Below are 14957 nucleotides of genomic sequence, written 5' to 3' on the forward strand. Positions count from 1 at the left end.
CGCCCGGGCTCAGACCTTGAGGACGACCTTGGTGCACTCGTCCTGCTTCTTCTGGAAGATCTTGTAGCCCTTGGCGGCGTCCTTGAGCCGCATCCGGTGGCTGATGATGAAGCTGGGGTCGATGTCGCCGCGCTGGATGCGGTTGAGCAGCGGACGGGTGTAGCGCTGGACGTGACACTGACCGGTACGCATGATCAACGACCGGTTCATGAACGCGCCCATCGGGAACTTGTCGACGAAGCCCCCGTACGCGCCGATCACCGAGACGACGCCGCCGCTACGGCAGGCGAGAATGGCCTGGCGCAGCGCGAACGGGCGTTCCGTCTCGACCCGGGCGGCCTGCTTGGCCCGGTCGTACGCGTAGACGGCGGTGTTGCCGTGGTGCCCCTCCAGGCCCACGGCGTCGATGCAGGCGTCGGGCCCCCGCCCGGCGGTCATCGCGTTGAGCGCGTCGAGCACGTCGGTGTCGTCGTAGTTGATGGTCTCCGCGCCGGTGTGCTCCTCGGCGAGCCGCAGCCGGTACGGGTACCGGTCGATGACGATCACCCGTTCCGCGCCGAGCATCCGGGCGCTGGCGGCGGCGAGCAGGCCCACCGGGCCAGCCCCCCACACGGCGATCACGTCGCCCGGCTTGATGTCGCACATCTCCGCGCCCATGAAGCCGGTGGGCAGCACGTCGGCGAGCATCACCGCCTGGTCGTCGGGGACCTCGTCGGGCACCTTGATCGGGCCGACGTCGGCGAACGGCACCCGGGCGTACTCGGCCTGGCCGCCGGCGTAGCCGCCGAGCAGGTGGGAGTAGCCGAAGATGCCGGCCGGCGAGTGCCCCATGATCTTCTCGGCCACCCCGGCGTTGGGGTTGGAGTTCTCGCAGACCGAGAAGAGCCCGCGCTGACAGGAGGAACAGTGCCCGCAGGCGATCGGGAACGGCACCACCACCCGGTCGCCGGGGCGCAGGTTGCGTACCTGCGGGCCGACCTCCACGACCTCGCCCATGAACTCGTGGCCGAGGATGTCGCCCTTGCGCATGGCGGGGATGTAGCCGTGGTAGAGGTGCAGGTCCGAGCCGCAGATGGCGGTCGAGGTGATCCGTACGATCGCGTCGCGCGCGTTCATGATGGTCGGGTCGGGCACGTCGACGACCTTGACGCTGTCCTTGCCCATCCAGGCGGTGGCCTTCATCGTTCGTCCTCTCGGGTGGCGGGCGGTCAGCGGCGGGCGATGGGCAGCGGCTGGGCGGGGCGTTGCATGACCTGCTGGCGTACGGAGATGCCGTCGGGGCTGCCCTCGGAGCGGACCACCTCGCCGGTCTCCACCACCTGCTTGAACCGGCGGAGGTCGTCGCGTACCTGCTGCTCGGGTTCCTCGCCGAAGAGCTTCGCCACGGCCCGGCCCAGCGCGCCGGCCGGCGGGGCGTAGCGCAGCCGCACCCGGACCTCGGTGCCGCGATCGCCCGGCGCGGGCACGAACCGGACCCGGCCCGCGTTGGGCACACGTGTGCCGGGCAGCGACCGCCAGGCGAGCGACCGGTTCGGCTGGTCGTCGACGATCTCGGCGTCCCACTCGATCCGGCGGCCGGCCGGGCCGTGCGCGGTCCAGTGCGAGCGGCGCAGGTCGTCGGCGCGTACCGACTCCAGGTGGGACATGAACCGGGGCAGGTTCTCCAGGTCCCGCCAGAAGCGGTACGCCTCGGCCGGGGAACGGTTGACGGTGACCGCGACCTCCATGTCGATCACCCGCCGGTGCGCGGCCCGGGCCCGTCCGGCGCGTACGGCGGCGATCAGGTCGACGGCGGCGATGCCGGCGACGGCGGCGGTGGTGAGGCCGACCCGCCGACGCCGCTCGCCGCACCGGTCCGCCCAGGCCCGTCCGAGCAGGGTGAGGTCCAGCGCGTCGCCGGCCACCCGGGTCCACGCCCAACCGGCCGGGCTGCGGCCGGCGAGCAGGCCGGCCGCGTGGGCCAGCTCGCGGGCGCCCACGGCGGTGACGACCGCGCGGGCGGCGGGCGAGTCGTCCACCCCGGTCAGCCGGGCCACCGCGCGCGGGGCGAGCAGGCTGCCGGCACCGAGGGCGAGGCTGACCGCGCCCAGCAACCGGGGCAGCCCGGCGCCCTGGCCGCGTCGTCCCCGCTGGTCCAGCATCATCGGATCGGTCTCGTCCACGTCGCACCACCGTCAGATCGTCCTGACCCGCCCCCGGGGTGGGCCGGCGGCGGGAAGCCGCCACGCCTGACGCTATGCCCGCGAATCGCCCGATGAACCCCGAATCTCGACAGACCCCCGGGCCATCCACGCGCCCGCGATTGAGGGGTATGGCGGATGATCTATGCCTTGTAGCGTGGGTCCTCCATCACCCACCCCCAGGAGGGAAGTGATCATGCCCACGGTCACCGTTCGCGTCCTCGGTGCCCTCAGCGCGAGCGTGCTCAGCGCGACTCTCGGCGTCCTGGCGGTCGCCGCGCCCGCGCAGGCCGCGTCCCGCGACGGAGCATGCAACACCGGCGAGTTCTGTTACTACTACAACAGCAACCACGCGGGCTCGATCTCCGATCACACCGGCTCGCTGGCCGACTACGGCACCGCCCAGCCGGGCTGCTACGAGTTCAAGGGCGCCGGCAGCGGCAAGGGCCAGTGCATCAAGAACAACGCCGCCTCGGCGTGGAACCGCACCGGCAAGACGGTGCGCGTCTACTACAACACCGGCTACAACGGTTCCCACGCGTACCAGGACTTCGCGCCCGGGGCGAAGAAGAACCTCAGCACCACGCTGAAGAACAACAACGCCTCCCACCAGTTGATCTCGGCCGGCGCCAGCTACCCGGCCAAGGACGACTACCCCTACAAGGGTCAGACCTCGGGCATCGATCCCTGGAACTTCTACAAGGGGCAGTGCACCAGCTTCGCGGCCTGGGCGGTGCGCAGCCGGGTCGGCGTCGCCTTCCACAACCAGTACAAGGGCCAGGCGCGGTGGGGCAACGCCAAGGAGTGGGTCGCCGCCGCCGGACGCGCCGGCGTGCCGGTGTACAACAGCCCGAAGGCCGGTGACGTCGCGGTACGCCTGGGCGGCACCTACGGTCACGTAGCGTTCGTGACCAGGGTGAACGCCAACGGCACCTTCGAGATCGACGAATACAACTACGTGTCCGCCGACCGGTACAGCCACCGGACGGTGTCGGTGGGCACCGCCAACAACCAGTTCTCGAAGTTCATCCGCTTCAAGTGACCCCGGGCCTCGGACGGGAACTTCTCCGCCGTTGACGGAGCACCGCGCGCAGAGCCCCGGCCACCCGGCCGGGGCTCTGCTCACCACGTGCCCTTACGCCGGGGAGAGACCCTCCGCGAAGTCGTAGAGGCTCTTGATGTCGTCGTCGAAGTACGGACCGTCGAACTGACCGTTGCCCGGGTTGTCGCCGTGACTCACGACGCTGTTGATGAACCCGAGACCATTCTGGTCGTTGTATTCCTGGAGCCAGGGACCGCCGCTGGAGCCGTAGGTCATGTTGCACCACATCCGGATCTGCTGGCTGCCGGCGTGCCAGGTGCCGCTCTGGCAGAAGTACTGGCTCTCGCCGCCGCCGAGGTTGGACGGGTAGCCCAGCGCGGTCATCAGGGAGATGTTGTAGCCCCAGTTCCAGCGCATGCCATGGCCGCCGACCGTCTCGACGACCTTCAGGCCCCAGTTACCACCGTTGTGCATGATGGCGATGGCCATGTCCTCGTCGTAGCTGCTGCTGTTGATCCACGCGGTGCGGGCCGCCAGCTGGTACGCCACGAACGTGCCGAACGGCCGCGCGCCGTCGCGGTAGCGCGGCACGAACTGCCAGTTGCTGTACCACTGCCCGCCGGCGCCCTGGTGCACGCAGTGCCCGGCGGTCATGACCAGTCGCGCCTTGCCGCTGGCCACCGCGCTCGCCGAGCACGAGGCGCCGCCGCCGTTGGGGGTGGTGAAGTAGACCTTGCCGACGACCGCCGACTCGTTGAGCTGGATGCCGACGTCGGCACCGGTGGCGGCGCTCGGTCGCACCGGCGCGACCGAGCCCGCCGGCCCGTCGGGCTTCGGCGCCCGGCTCGTCGACTCGGTGGCCTTCGGCGACCTCGCGATGTCGAGGTCGACGGCACTCGCCATCCGCTCCGGCGTCCAGAAGCTGGTGACCTCCTCGGCGATCTTCTCGTTGGTGATCGCGCGACCGTCACTGGTGCGGGCGACGGTGGTGGTGTTGCCGTTGCTCCCGACCGGGGTCGGCTTCGCCTGGGCCACCGCCGGAGCGGTCAGCACCAGCGCGAGCGCCATGCTGGCCGATGCGGACCAGCGTAGGGTTGATCTCAACAGTTGCCCCCTTTTTGGGTGCTCCAATTCGGACCAGCGAAACGTATCGATCGAAGAGCTTTGATCGCAACGTAATGGAATGACAGGTAGTTGACATTGACTTTTCGGTGACCGAAAAGGACCGCAGCCAGCGGCCGACAAATGTCGCACCTGGAGCAGAATCCTCGACGTGGACGCGCAAATCCCATCGCCGCGAATCCGTACTCTCGATTTGAGCACGTCCGCCGCTGTCGACATACGGGAATTGCGATTGAATCCCGTCAGTGCGTCAGCCACCGTTCGGGATCACGACTGGAGTTCAAGGTTCAGTCGGCAGCACATCTGGCCGGGTGGGTGCCCGGGGTATGACCGAAGGCGCGGCGGAACACGTCGATGAAGGCGCTGGTCGACGACCAGCCGCACCGATGTGCCACCGCCGTCACCGGCGAGCCGTTGGCCAACAGGACCAGGGCGTGATGCAGGCGCAGCTGGGTGCGCCACTGCGGAAAGGTCATGCCGAGGTCCCGGCGGAAAAGCCGGGACAGGGTGCGGTCGCTGGCACCGACCGCACGGCCGAGGTCGGCGAGCGTGCGCTTGTCGCCCGGGTCGGCATGCAGGAAGGCACATACGGTGCGCAGCAGGGGCTCGGTGGGTGCGGGAACGTGCAGCGGCTGCTGAGGAGCGGCGCGTAGCTGATCGAGCAACACAGCGCGCAGTCGGTCGCGCTCCGACCCATGTTCGCCGGGCGTGCGGGTGTAGGCGATGATCAGCTCGCGCAGCAGCGGGCCCACGGCGAGCACGGTCGGGGTTTCCAGATCGAGCGGGTTGTCCGTGGCGGGCAGCCCCACCAGGTGAAGCTCGAGTTCGCCGTAGGCGCGGTGGGCGTGCACGGTGCCGGCCGGCACCCAGATGGCCCGGGTGCCCGGGGTGATCCACGAACCCTTGTCGGTCGTGACGGCCAGAACGCCGCGGGCGGCATAGACGATCTGGTGGTCGTCGTGGCGGTGCGCGTCGATCTCGCCCCCGGGCGCGAGCCACTGGGCGCGAGTGGGAGCCACGGGATTGTGGCGGATTTCCGTCATTGTCTGTCAGGTTATCGGAAGCCAGACAGGGGGGTGTATTGCCACCCTCGCATGGTGCGAAGGAAAACCTCGATCACGTTGCTCGCCGTCAGTCACGCCTGTGTCGACATCTACCAGGGGGCCGTCGCGGCGCTGGTGCCGCTGTTCGTCGCGGAACGCGCCTACACCTACGCGGCAGTATCCGGCATCGTCCTTGCCGCGTCGCTGCTGTCCTCGGTCGTCCAACCGCTCTTCGGCGCGCTCACCGACCGCTGGGCCATACCGTGGCTGCTACCCGCCAGCACCCTGCTGGGTGGGGCTGGCATCGCGGTGAGCGGACTGAGCGGCGAGTACACCCTCACCCTGCTGTTCGTGGCGCTCTCCGGTATCGGGGTTGCCGCTTACCATCCCGAGTCCGCACGCATCGCTCGGGAAGCCAGCGAGGGCAGCCACGCCGCCATGGCGTACTTCTCCACCGGCGGCAGCGTCGGTTTCGCCCTGGCCCCGCTGATGGTCGCAGGCGTCGCGGCCCTCGGCGGGCTGAGCTGGACGCCGTTGATGGTCGTGCCAGCCCTCGCCGGAACCGCGATGGCGATGCCCGTGCTGCGTGCCCTGGCCCGGCGCAACAGCGCCGTGGGCGGGAAACCGGCACCCGTCGGGCGCGATGACACCGCCTCGTTCCTGCGGCTGACCCTCGCGGTGGTGTTCCGCTCGATCGCCTTCGTGGGCCTGAGCACATTCATCTCCCTGTACGCCCAGCAGCGCATGAACGGCAGCGCGGTGGCGGGCACGGCCGCTCTGTTCGTGCTCTACCTCGGCGGCGTGGTCGGCTCGGTGCTGGGTGGCAACGCCGCACATCGGTGGGGCCGGGTGGCGGTGGCCCGCTGGTCCTACGCGGTTACCGCCATCGCGATCACTGGTGTGGTGTGGGTGCCGGGACCGGCGATCTACCTGTTCGTGGCGCTGGCCTCCGTCGGCCTCTATGTGCCCTTCTCGTTGCAGATCACCCTCGGGCAGGACTACCTGCCCACCCGGGTCGGCACCGCCAGCGGGATCACGCTGGGCCTGACGGTGAGCATCGGCGGGCTAGCCAGCTTCCCCGTCGGGGCCTTGGCGGATGCGACGTCACTACGGACCGCCCTGACACCGTTGATCGTCATGCCGGTCCTGAGCTGGCTGATGTTCCGCACCCTGCGAGACCCTGGGGCTCCCACGTTCGATCGCGACGGGCGGCCCGCAGAGCCCGCAGGTCTCTCCCCGGCCTCCGTCGACTGACCGAGCCCGAGCCCGAGCCCGAAGCACTTTCGTACGCGGCAATCTCGCTCGCCCGGGAAGGGGCGGGCGCGAAAGGTCTGACGCGCATAAGGTCGGCTCGACCGGCGACCTTCGCGAGGGCAGGACGGGACAACACATGGACCAAGGCACCCGCAACGAGGTGCTCGGCCGCCTGGCTGAGGCAGTCGGGTCCGTCACCGTCGCACACCCGACGCGGGTCGCCATCGACGGGCCTCCCGCCGCCGGCAAGACCACCCTCGCCGACGAGCTGGCCACCATCCTGCGCGACCAGGGCCGCGACGTCATCCGCGCGACGATCGACGATTTCCTCTTCCCCCGGGCACAGCGCTATCCACGCGGCGAGTACTCGGCCGAAGGCTGCTACTTCGACGCTCACGACTACGACGCGCTGAACCGGGTCCTGCTCGATCCGCTCGGCCCGGGCGGGGATCGACGCTTCCGACACGCGGTCTACGACCGCACCGCGGATACCGCGCTGTCCCCGCCGGTCACCACTGCTGCCGCCGACGCCGTGCTGGTCTTCGACGGCGTCTTCCTCATGCGGCCGGAGCTGATCGACAGGTGGGACCTGCGCGTCCTCCTGTCGACCGCGCTTGAGAAGACCGTGGATCGTGCCCTGATCCGAGAGCACCGATTGTCATCCCGAGCTGAGATCGAACGGCGCTGGCGCGAGCGTTACATTCCCGCCCAACAGCTCTACTTCGCCACGGTCCGCCCGACCGATCGCGCCGACATCGTCGTGCACAACGACGAGCCCCGGGAGCCGCTCTGGGAGACTCGAACACGTTGACCGCACTCGATTGGACGAAGCAGGCGAGGACGCCGGCGGGGCGACCGTGCACCCACGCGCGCCTGATCGCCCGCCGCCCGGGCAACACCTGACGCCCCCGGGTGGCCGAGCACGTCGCCGGCTCCGGTGCCGGCACCGGAGGCGGGCCCTGCACAGGCCCCCACCGAGCCGTCGTCATGATCCCGACGGGGGTACTAGTCTGGGCGGCAGGGTGCTCGACCGCGGCGGTCGGCCTCGGAAGGCGGAAACGTGGACCTGGAGAGGACCCGGCTGTTCGGCGTCGGAGAGTCGTACGCGTTCGTCACGGGGACGGGCCAGCGGGGCGCGGTGATCGTGCACTTCGACGGCCGGCGCGACATCGTGCTCTACGACCCCGCCGACCCCGAGACCGCCCAGCACACGTTGACGCTGGAGAGCACGGAGTCGCGGACGATCGCCGACCTGCTCGGCCTTCCGCTGGTCATGGACAACCTGACGGAGCTGGTCCCGCCCCTGGAGGGCGTCGAGACCGTACGCATGCCGATCCCCGCCCGGTCGCCGTACCTCGGGCGCGAGCTCGGCGACACGCGCGCGCGGACCCGCACCGGCGCGTCGATCGTCGCGGTGGTCCGCGACGGTCACGTGATCCCGTCGCCGGGTCCCGACTTCACCCTCCAGGCCGGTGACTCGCTGGTGGCCGTCGGCGACGGCGCCAGCCTCGTCGCGATCCGCGAACTCCTCACCAACGGCTGACCCACCGGTCGCCCGCCGCGCACCCCGGCGCGGCACCGGATCAGCGGGTCAGGCCCACCAGCGTCGCCAGGCGCGCCACGCCGGCCGGCGCCGGGTGGGCCCGGGCGACCTCGGCGACGACCGTACGCGCCAGCGGCCGGCACCGGACCTCGGCGGGCGCGACACCGTCCGCGTCGACGAGCGCCCGCCCCGCCCCGGGCAGGTCGCCGACCTGGAGGTACGCCCGCGCGGCGTCCACCAGGTAGGCGGCCCGATACTCGGCCGGCAGCCGCCGCCACGCCTCCTGCCGTACCGCCTGCTCGTGCCGGCGCACCGCCTCCCCGGCGTCCCCCCGCTCCAGAGCCGCGACCACCCGGGCCGCCTCGACGACGCCCGGCCCGAAGCCGGTCCGGTGCGGGTCGTCACCGGCGACCCGCGCCGCCAGCTCGGCGGCCCGTCCGATCAGTTCCTCGCTGCGGTGCGCGTCGCCGCAGCCGGCGGCGGCCAGCGCGGCCTGGATCAGCAGGGTCCCGTGCACCGCCTCCGACGCGGACGCGACGCGACGCGCGGCGGCCAGCGTCGCCACCAGCGCCAGCCGGTCCCGGCCCAACGCGCGCAGCGCCTGTCCGACCGCCACGGTCGCCGCCCCCGCCAGCGTCGCATCGCCACCCGCCACGGCCACCGCCCGGTCGGCAGCCAGCCACCCCAGGTCGGCCTCGCCAAGCTTCACGAGCACCGCCGAGGTGATCCGGTACGCCTGCACCAGCAGCCCCGGCTCCCGCCCCCGTACGCCCTGGGCGGCGGGCAGCAGCCTCGGCAGCAGCCGCACCACCTGGGCGTAGTGCGCGTGCTGGTAGGTCAGCCAGGCGTGCGCGACGTGCCGGCCCGTCTCCACCACGGACGCCGTCGTCCGGTGCTCGTCGTAGCGGGCGAGGGCGGCCCGGATGCCGTCCACCCCGTCCCCCGGGCCGGCTGCGACCGGCGGCGGGCGATGCTCGCCGAGCAGCACCAGCGGGTCGACCCGCAGCACGCGGGCGATCTCCTGGATAACCGGGTAGCGGTCCAGCGGCCGTACGCCACGCTCGGTCTTGTCGACCCAGCTCTTCGACCTGCCGAGCCGGTCGGCGAACATCTGCTGCGTCATCCGCCGCCGCGCCCGCCAGCGGGCGACGCGGCGACCGATCGGCTCGTCAGCGCTGGTCACGCCGCCACCGCCGGTCCGGTACCGCCCGGGTGGTCTCCTCCACCGGTACGCGCTCCGCCTCGGCCTGATCCAGGAGGCGCTGCTTGGCCGCCTCCCGCTCGGCGGCCTCGACCTGCTCGCCCCGGCTCGCCGAACCGATTCCCTGATCGTCCACTCTGCCTCCGCTGGCGCAGGGCACAGCGGCGACACCTCAACGCCGTGCCCGAACCCAGAGAGGCGGTCGCCCCTCAGAACGGACACTAGGGCGGGTCAGTGATGGGGCAATTACCGCCAGTTATGCGGCCAGGTTGATGCCCATGCGGCTGGCAAGTGACCGCAGTTCGTCAGGCACAGCCCGACGCTTCGCCCGCTGCGACAGCGCGACCACTGCGTCCCGAGCGAGGGGGTTCAGCACGAACGGCACCGGCGCAGCCCGCTCTGCCTGCACAAACGCCGCAAGCGCCTCCGCATCCCGGCGACCGCTGTCCGCATACGCTCGGCCGAGGTCGAGCCAGTAGGACAGTTGGCGAGTCGACGCCACCAGAATTCGTGGCCGCACTCGCCGGGAAAGCTCGATCACGCGGCCGGCCTCACCCTGCTCCGCCGCGATGGACATCTCCCAGAGCCCCACGTTTGTCGGTCCGAAACAGCAGCCGTTGAAGCCGGCCCCGTCGGACGGATCCCCGAGGCTCCCAGCCTCCCGCCCCGCCTCGGTCAGGTGATCGCGGGCGACATCCGGACGACCACTCACCGTGGAGGTCAACGCGGCCGAGAGATGAAGCTGACCCAGCATCTGCCGGACGCGGACGTCGGCGGCGTGGACTTGGAGTTCCGTCAGTGAACGATCCGCCGCTCTCGCGGCAAGCGGTGCGGACTCGATCGGCAGACTCTGCACGTAGGCGAACCGGGCTGCCCCGGTCCATGCTGGGTCTCCTACGTCCTCCGCGGCCGACACGGCGACCCGGGCTGCGTTGAGGGCTAGATGCCGGTATCCGAGATGCCGGAGGCAGGTCGATGCCTGGTAGGCCACTTGGGCAAGCACGACACCTCCGGCAGCCGCGGCCTCCAACAGCAGGCCGGGGAGCAGACGGGCCATAGCCGGATAGTTGCAGCTGTTGCGGAGTTGATCGCTGCGGGCTATCTCAGCGGCAAGCTGCTCCCTCGTGCAGGTCGGCGGTCGGCGCTCGCCGTCCTCGATCTCGATCAGGGCGGACCAGATCGCCGGTACACATTCGGCGGCACCGTCGCGGGCAGGATCGCCAGGCTCGGTGCCCTGCCCGAGCAGATCGGCCACCGTAATTTGAAGAGCGGCGGCGAACGCAACCAGCGTGGAGCGCCGGTCAATGGTCTTTCGACCCGACTCGACCTGGGATACGTAGGACTGGCTGACGCCGGCAAGGCCGGCGAGGACTGCTTGGGTCATTCCGCCTCGGCGCATCCGCCAGTACCGGATCCTCGCACCGACGGTATCAGCCTTTTGGGTCATTGCTTCGCCACTCCCCAGGTAGAGGGTTGAGACAACGGCCGCTGACCTGGCGAAGGAGGCCGCAGTTGGACGGTACACCTGCTTCAGCCGCAGAGCTGCTATTGACCTGAGCAACTGTGGCCACATCCGCCTTGCCGATCGGCGACACTGTCAGCTCTGCCGGGCGATTGATAGGCGGCAGGCGGTCGGCTCGTACCGGAACGACAGTTGCTGGCCGGCGGAGCAAGTGTTGCAAGACGTGTACTGCCGGGAGGGGTGCGCTTCGCCGCATTCGTCAAATAACCGACTCCCGTGAAGACTGGTCCTGTGGCACGGTGAGGGTCCCCGAGTGATGCAGGGAGGCGAGCGCAGATGCGCGTGATGACCCAGGGGGCGCCGCCGGGTTCGCTCCTGGATCTTCTGCGCCGGCATGACGAGATACGCCGGTTTGGGCGCCCTACGTTGGGTAGCGCGCCTGCCCAACCCGGTCAAATGGGCTCCGCACAGCAGTGGATCGAGCTCTCACTGAACGCCGGCTTCACCTTGGCGGCGTTGGTCGTGTCGATCGGTGCATGGCTCCGCCCCCGCAAAGCCCGCGAGGTGGACGGGAAAGAAGTTGTCGTTGTGATCGAGTTGAACGGGACCAGGGTCACCATGCGATCGGTCGACCCCGAGGAGACGGCACGCGTGCTCAAGGAACTCACTGCGTCAGCTCCGCACGTCGAGCCGTGACATGAGGCGCGCTGATCCTGCCAGATCACGTGCTGTACTCATAGGCACCAGCACCTACGAGGCCGACACCACACTGCCCGACCTGCCAGCGGTTGCGAGCAATCTGACGGATCTCGCCGCAGCGCTAACGGATCCGGACACCCTCGGTCTCCCGGCCGCACACCTGACTTTGATACCAGAGCCGGTCCATGCCACGGAGTTGGCCCGGAAAGTGGCAGAGGTCGCGCGATCCGCCGAGGATCTACTGCTGGTCTACTATGCCGGCCACGGTTTGCTGGACGAACGGAACGAGCTGTACCTGGGTTTGAGACGTTCCACCCAACGTGAAGCGCACTTTGACAGCCTGTCCTTCGCCTGGTTGCGCCGGGCTATCGCGGATAGTCCGGCTGGCACGATTGTCGTCCTCATCGACAGCTGTTTCAGCGGCCGGGCGCTAGGCGGGGAGATGATGGCGGACGCCGCGACCGTGGCTGCGGGCCAGATCGAGACGACAGGGATGTACACGCTGACCGCCGCCGCTGCGGACCGTCCCGCCCAGGCGCCGGAAGGTGCGGTCCACACCGCATTTACCGGCGAGCTGATCAACGTACTGCGGCAGGGCACTCCGTTGGCCGGGCCGATGCTGACACTCGACGCAATTTACCGGACGCTACGCGAGCGCCTGCCCGAGCGCCCCCGCGCCGCCGGAACCGATGTGGTCAGCGACTTCGGCCTCTGCCCCAATCACGCGTACCGCCCCGGCGAGACAGTCCTGGAGATGCCGGACGACGACGAACTGCGCCAGCGTTACCAGCATCTGGTGGACCGGACGCTGAGTTCGGGGGCACGGCGAACGACTGCCGAGCGGCTCATCCAGTTGGGCGTGCCGTACGTCGCCGAAGCCGCGCACTACATCCTCACCGATTACCAACTCGGGGAGGAGGACCGCCGGGCGGCCACCGACGCATTGGTCGGCATGGAAAGCCGCTTCGCGGAGGAGGCTGCCGACTATTGGCGTCGACAACTAGGCAACGGCGCAATCACCGGCCGGACGGGCCGGATCTCCATCGCCGTCAGGCTCGGAACGCTTGGTCCCGCCTACCTGCGGGAGGCCGCAACCATCCTCCGTCCCATCGCAAAGGGGTTGCCCGACCCGGACGAACCGACGCTGCAGGAGCGTGCACTGGCCGCTCAGGCGATGATCCAGCTCGGACCGGACTACCGACGCGAGGGCTGGGTGTATGCAGGAGTCGTGGGGCCGAAGGCTAGCGGTCAGTGGGCTCGCGAACGGTGGGCGACCATGCGGGCGGGGGGCGGCTTCACCACCTTTCGCCCCTCCCCTGTCGACGTGACGACCTACCCTCCTGGGCATCCCATGGCCGAGTGGTGGGAGGGCGTCAGTATTCCCACCAGCACCGCTGCGGAGGAGGCGTCGTGGTGGGAACGAGCGCGGGCCGCAGGTGGCTATGGCGTCCTGACGATGGGCGACTACTGGCAACGCGTATACAAATTCTCCAATATCGGCCTGAATCAGGTTCTTAAAGGCGTGCAGGCGTCGGGCAGCGGCCACCACTACGCGATGTGGCTTGCCAGGCTGGCGCGCCAAGACCATCGAATGGCCGTCCTTTACCTGGCCTCTCACACCACACTGGGCATGAAGCGGCTCCGGCCAGCCCTGCGGTGCCTCGTCGACGAGGAACCGGAACTGACGGCATCTCTGCTGCGGAACGTTCTGGCCGAATTCCCCCGGCAGGCCATCAAGCTGTGCCGGGTCAGCGGCCTGCCGCATCCGCAGCTCCCCAGCGGGGAGCACGATTAGCTCGGCTACCGGCACGCGCCGCTGGCGCGGTATCGGTCAACTCCAGCTGGTACTGCCGTCGAGCAGGGCTGCCCCGATGGATTCATGACGGGCGTCCGCCGAACGCCCAGTTGTGGACCTCGATCTCGGCGTACCGGTCCGGGCTCAGCACGGCACATGCCCCATCCGGGTCCTCCGCCCTGACCAGCGCCGCCGTGCCCAGCCACCTGACACCGTCGTCCGACAGCAGCGGCCCGTACGCGATCAGCTCGTCGCGGTCCGCGCTCACGTCCAGGTCGGCGGCCTCCCCCGCCCCGAGGCCGAGCACCAGGTACCGGTCACCACCCGTCCGGCCGCCCGGGAAGTCCCACATGGTGCGCCCCAGCGTGTTGTGCCACCGGCGCAGCAGCACGTCCCGGTACGCGCCGGCCTGGTAGTTGGGCTCGTCGAAGGCGAACGCCCGGGCGGCGGCGGGATCGGGCAGGTCGACGATGTGCACGCTGCCGATCGGCGTCTTCCCGTCGGCGGCGAACGTCGGCCCACGGGCGATCATCCGCTCCGCGTACCGGTCCATGTAGGACCAGTGCTCCTCGCGCAGCTCCTTGCGTAGAGCCAGGGAGTCGCGCCGGTCGCGGTGGTAGCAGAAGTACTCCATACCGCAGATCCTGACGCCGGTGCCGGAAACCGGGGCGGGCAGGTGCCGCTTCCCGCGTGTGGCGCCCGTTCTGTCACCCGTCGGTCGTACGCTCCCCGTCATGACGACGATGGAGACCCACACCCTCGCCGCGCCCGGCGTCGACCTGGTCTACGACGTGCGCAGTCCACTGTCGGCCTCCGACGGGCACCGCACCCTGCTCATGATCGGTCAACCGATGACGGCGGAGGGCTTCAACGCGCTCGCGCCCCACTTCACCGACCGGACGGTCGTCACCTACGACCCGCGCGGGCTCGGCCGCAGCGTCCGCAGCGACGGCCGGTCGGACCACACGCCGCAGCAGCAGGCGGCCGACCTGCACCTGCTGATCGGGACGCTCGGCTCCGGCCCGGTCGACATGTTCGCCAGCAGCGGCGGGGCGGTGACCGCGCTGGAGCTGGTCGCGTCCCACCCCGGGGACGTGGCGACGCTGGTGGCGCACGAGCCGCCGATCACCACCGTGCTGCCCGACGCCGCGGCGGCCGAGCGCGCCCAGGCCGCCGTCCACGAGGCGTACCAGGCGAAGGGCATGGGTGCGGGCATGGCCGCCTTCATGGCGTTGGTCTCCTGGCAGGGCGAGTTCACCGACGCCTACTTCGCCCAGCCCGCGCCCGACCCGGCGGCGTTCGGCCTGCCGACCGAGGACGACGGCTCCCGCGACGACCCGCTGCTGTCGAGGGCCTCGGGGACGGTCACCGACTACCGGCCCGACGTGGCGGTGCTCACGGCGGCGCCGACCCGGATCGTGATCGCGGTCGGCGAGGAGACGGCGGGGACCTACACGGCGCGGACGGCCGTCGCCACCGCGGCGCTGCTCGGCCAGGAGGCCGTGGTGTTCCCGAGTCACCACGGCGGCTTCATGGACGGCGAGTTCGGCTACGCGGGCAAGCCCGCCGAGTTCGCGGCCAGGCTGCGCGAGGTGCTGGACGCCGGCTGACCGCCG

At 70.2% G+C, this 14957-nt stretch carries 15 protein-coding genes; 7 read left to right on the forward strand and 8 right to left on the reverse strand.

What is annotated here, in order from left to right:
* Nucleotides 1-9: 9 nt before the first annotated feature.
* Together EV374_RS21170 and EV374_RS21175 are read right to left on the reverse strand one after the other, a co-directional pair.
* On the reverse strand, nucleotides 10-1182 hold the full coding sequence (locus EV374_RS21170) for a zinc-dependent alcohol dehydrogenase (RefSeq protein ID WP_132237986.1): 1173 nt from the start codon (nucleotides 1180-1182) through the stop codon (nucleotides 10-12).
* Between the two features lie 26 nt (nucleotides 1183-1208).
* Nucleotides 1209-2162: an SRPBCC family protein gene (locus EV374_RS21175; protein ID WP_486485881.1), complete on the reverse strand. Its 954-nt coding sequence runs from the start codon at nucleotides 2160-2162 to the stop codon at nucleotides 1209-1211.
* A 214-nt stretch (nucleotides 2163-2376) separates the two neighbouring features.
* On the opposite strand from EV374_RS21175, the gene EV374_RS32690 reads away from it, so the two are divergent.
* Complete coding sequence (locus tag EV374_RS32690; protein WP_165947856.1) at nucleotides 2377-3222, forward strand: CHAP domain-containing protein; 846 nt, start codon at nucleotides 2377-2379, stop codon at nucleotides 3220-3222.
* 93 nt (nucleotides 3223-3315) lie between these two features.
* Here EV374_RS32690 and EV374_RS21185 read toward each other — a convergent pair whose 3' ends face one another.
* Both EV374_RS21185 and EV374_RS21190 read right to left on the reverse strand, forming a co-directional pair.
* Nucleotides 3316-4290, reverse strand: a complete 975-nt coding sequence (locus EV374_RS21185) for a trypsin-like serine peptidase (protein ID WP_486485883.1) — start codon at nucleotides 4288-4290, stop codon at nucleotides 3316-3318.
* 341 nt (nucleotides 4291-4631) lie between these two features.
* Nucleotides 4632-5387 (reverse strand): AraC family transcriptional regulator, encoded by a 756-nt coding sequence (locus tag EV374_RS21190; protein WP_132237990.1) that lies wholly within the window; start codon nucleotides 5385-5387, stop codon nucleotides 4632-4634.
* Between the two features lie 54 nt (nucleotides 5388-5441).
* On the opposite strand from EV374_RS21190, the gene EV374_RS21195 reads away from it, so the two are divergent.
* The 3 genes from EV374_RS21195 (at nucleotide 5442) to EV374_RS21205 (ending at nucleotide 8184) form a co-directional block, all read left to right on the forward strand.
* Nucleotides 5442-6641: an MFS transporter gene (locus EV374_RS21195; protein ID WP_132238126.1), complete on the forward strand. Its 1200-nt coding sequence runs from the start codon at nucleotides 5442-5444 to the stop codon at nucleotides 6639-6641.
* 136 nt (nucleotides 6642-6777) lie between these two features.
* Entirely contained in the window at nucleotides 6778-7452 is a 675-nt protein-coding gene (locus EV374_RS21200; RefSeq protein ID WP_132237992.1) for a cytidylate kinase family protein, read from the forward strand.
* Between the two features lie 249 nt (nucleotides 7453-7701).
* Entirely contained in the window at nucleotides 7702-8184 is a 483-nt protein-coding gene (locus tag EV374_RS21205; protein WP_132237994.1) for a cation:proton antiporter regulatory subunit, read from the forward strand.
* Between the two features lie 40 nt (nucleotides 8185-8224).
* Here EV374_RS21205 and EV374_RS21210 read toward each other — a convergent pair whose 3' ends face one another.
* The 3 genes from EV374_RS21210 to EV374_RS21215 form a co-directional block, all read right to left on the reverse strand.
* The gene (locus tag EV374_RS21210; protein WP_132237996.1) at nucleotides 8225-9367 is read right to left on the reverse strand and encodes a helix-turn-helix domain-containing protein; all 1143 of its coding nucleotides are present in this window, start codon (nucleotides 9365-9367) and stop codon (nucleotides 8225-8227) included.
* Nucleotides 9354-9521, reverse strand: a complete 168-nt coding sequence (locus EV374_RS32695; RefSeq protein ID WP_165947857.1) for a hypothetical protein — start codon at nucleotides 9519-9521, stop codon at nucleotides 9354-9356. Before EV374_RS32695 ends, EV374_RS21210 begins: the two co-directional genes overlap by 14 nt.
* Before the next feature lie 120 nt (nucleotides 9522-9641).
* A complete protein-coding gene (locus EV374_RS21215) occupies nucleotides 9642-10832 on the reverse strand; it encodes a helix-turn-helix domain-containing protein (RefSeq protein WP_132237998.1) in 1191 nt (396 codons plus the stop codon).
* 351 nt (nucleotides 10833-11183) lie between these two features.
* Here EV374_RS21215 and EV374_RS21220 point away from each other — a divergent pair, with 351 nt between their 5' ends.
* The gene (locus EV374_RS21220) at nucleotides 11184-11543 is read left to right on the forward strand and encodes an effector-associated constant component EACC1 (RefSeq protein WP_132238000.1); all 360 of its coding nucleotides are present in this window, start codon (nucleotides 11184-11186) and stop codon (nucleotides 11541-11543) included.
* A 1-nt stretch (nucleotide 11544) separates the two neighbouring features.
* Nucleotides 11545-13341: a caspase, EACC1-associated type gene (locus EV374_RS21225; RefSeq protein ID WP_132238002.1), complete on the forward strand. Its 1797-nt coding sequence runs from the start codon at nucleotides 11545-11547 to the stop codon at nucleotides 13339-13341.
* A gap of 82 nt (nucleotides 13342-13423) precedes the next feature.
* Here EV374_RS21225 and EV374_RS21230 read toward each other — a convergent pair whose 3' ends face one another.
* Nucleotides 13424-13975: a YciI family protein gene (locus EV374_RS21230; RefSeq protein WP_132238004.1), complete on the reverse strand. Its 552-nt coding sequence runs from the start codon at nucleotides 13973-13975 to the stop codon at nucleotides 13424-13426.
* Between the two features lie 100 nt (nucleotides 13976-14075).
* Here EV374_RS21230 and EV374_RS21235 point away from each other — a divergent pair, with 100 nt between their 5' ends.
* Entirely contained in the window at nucleotides 14076-14951 is an 876-nt protein-coding gene (locus tag EV374_RS21235) for an alpha/beta fold hydrolase (RefSeq protein WP_486485882.1), read from the forward strand.
* The last annotated feature ends 6 nt before the right edge of the window (nucleotides 14952-14957 follow it).

It is taken from the genome of Micromonospora sp. CNZ303 (assembly GCF_004345505.1).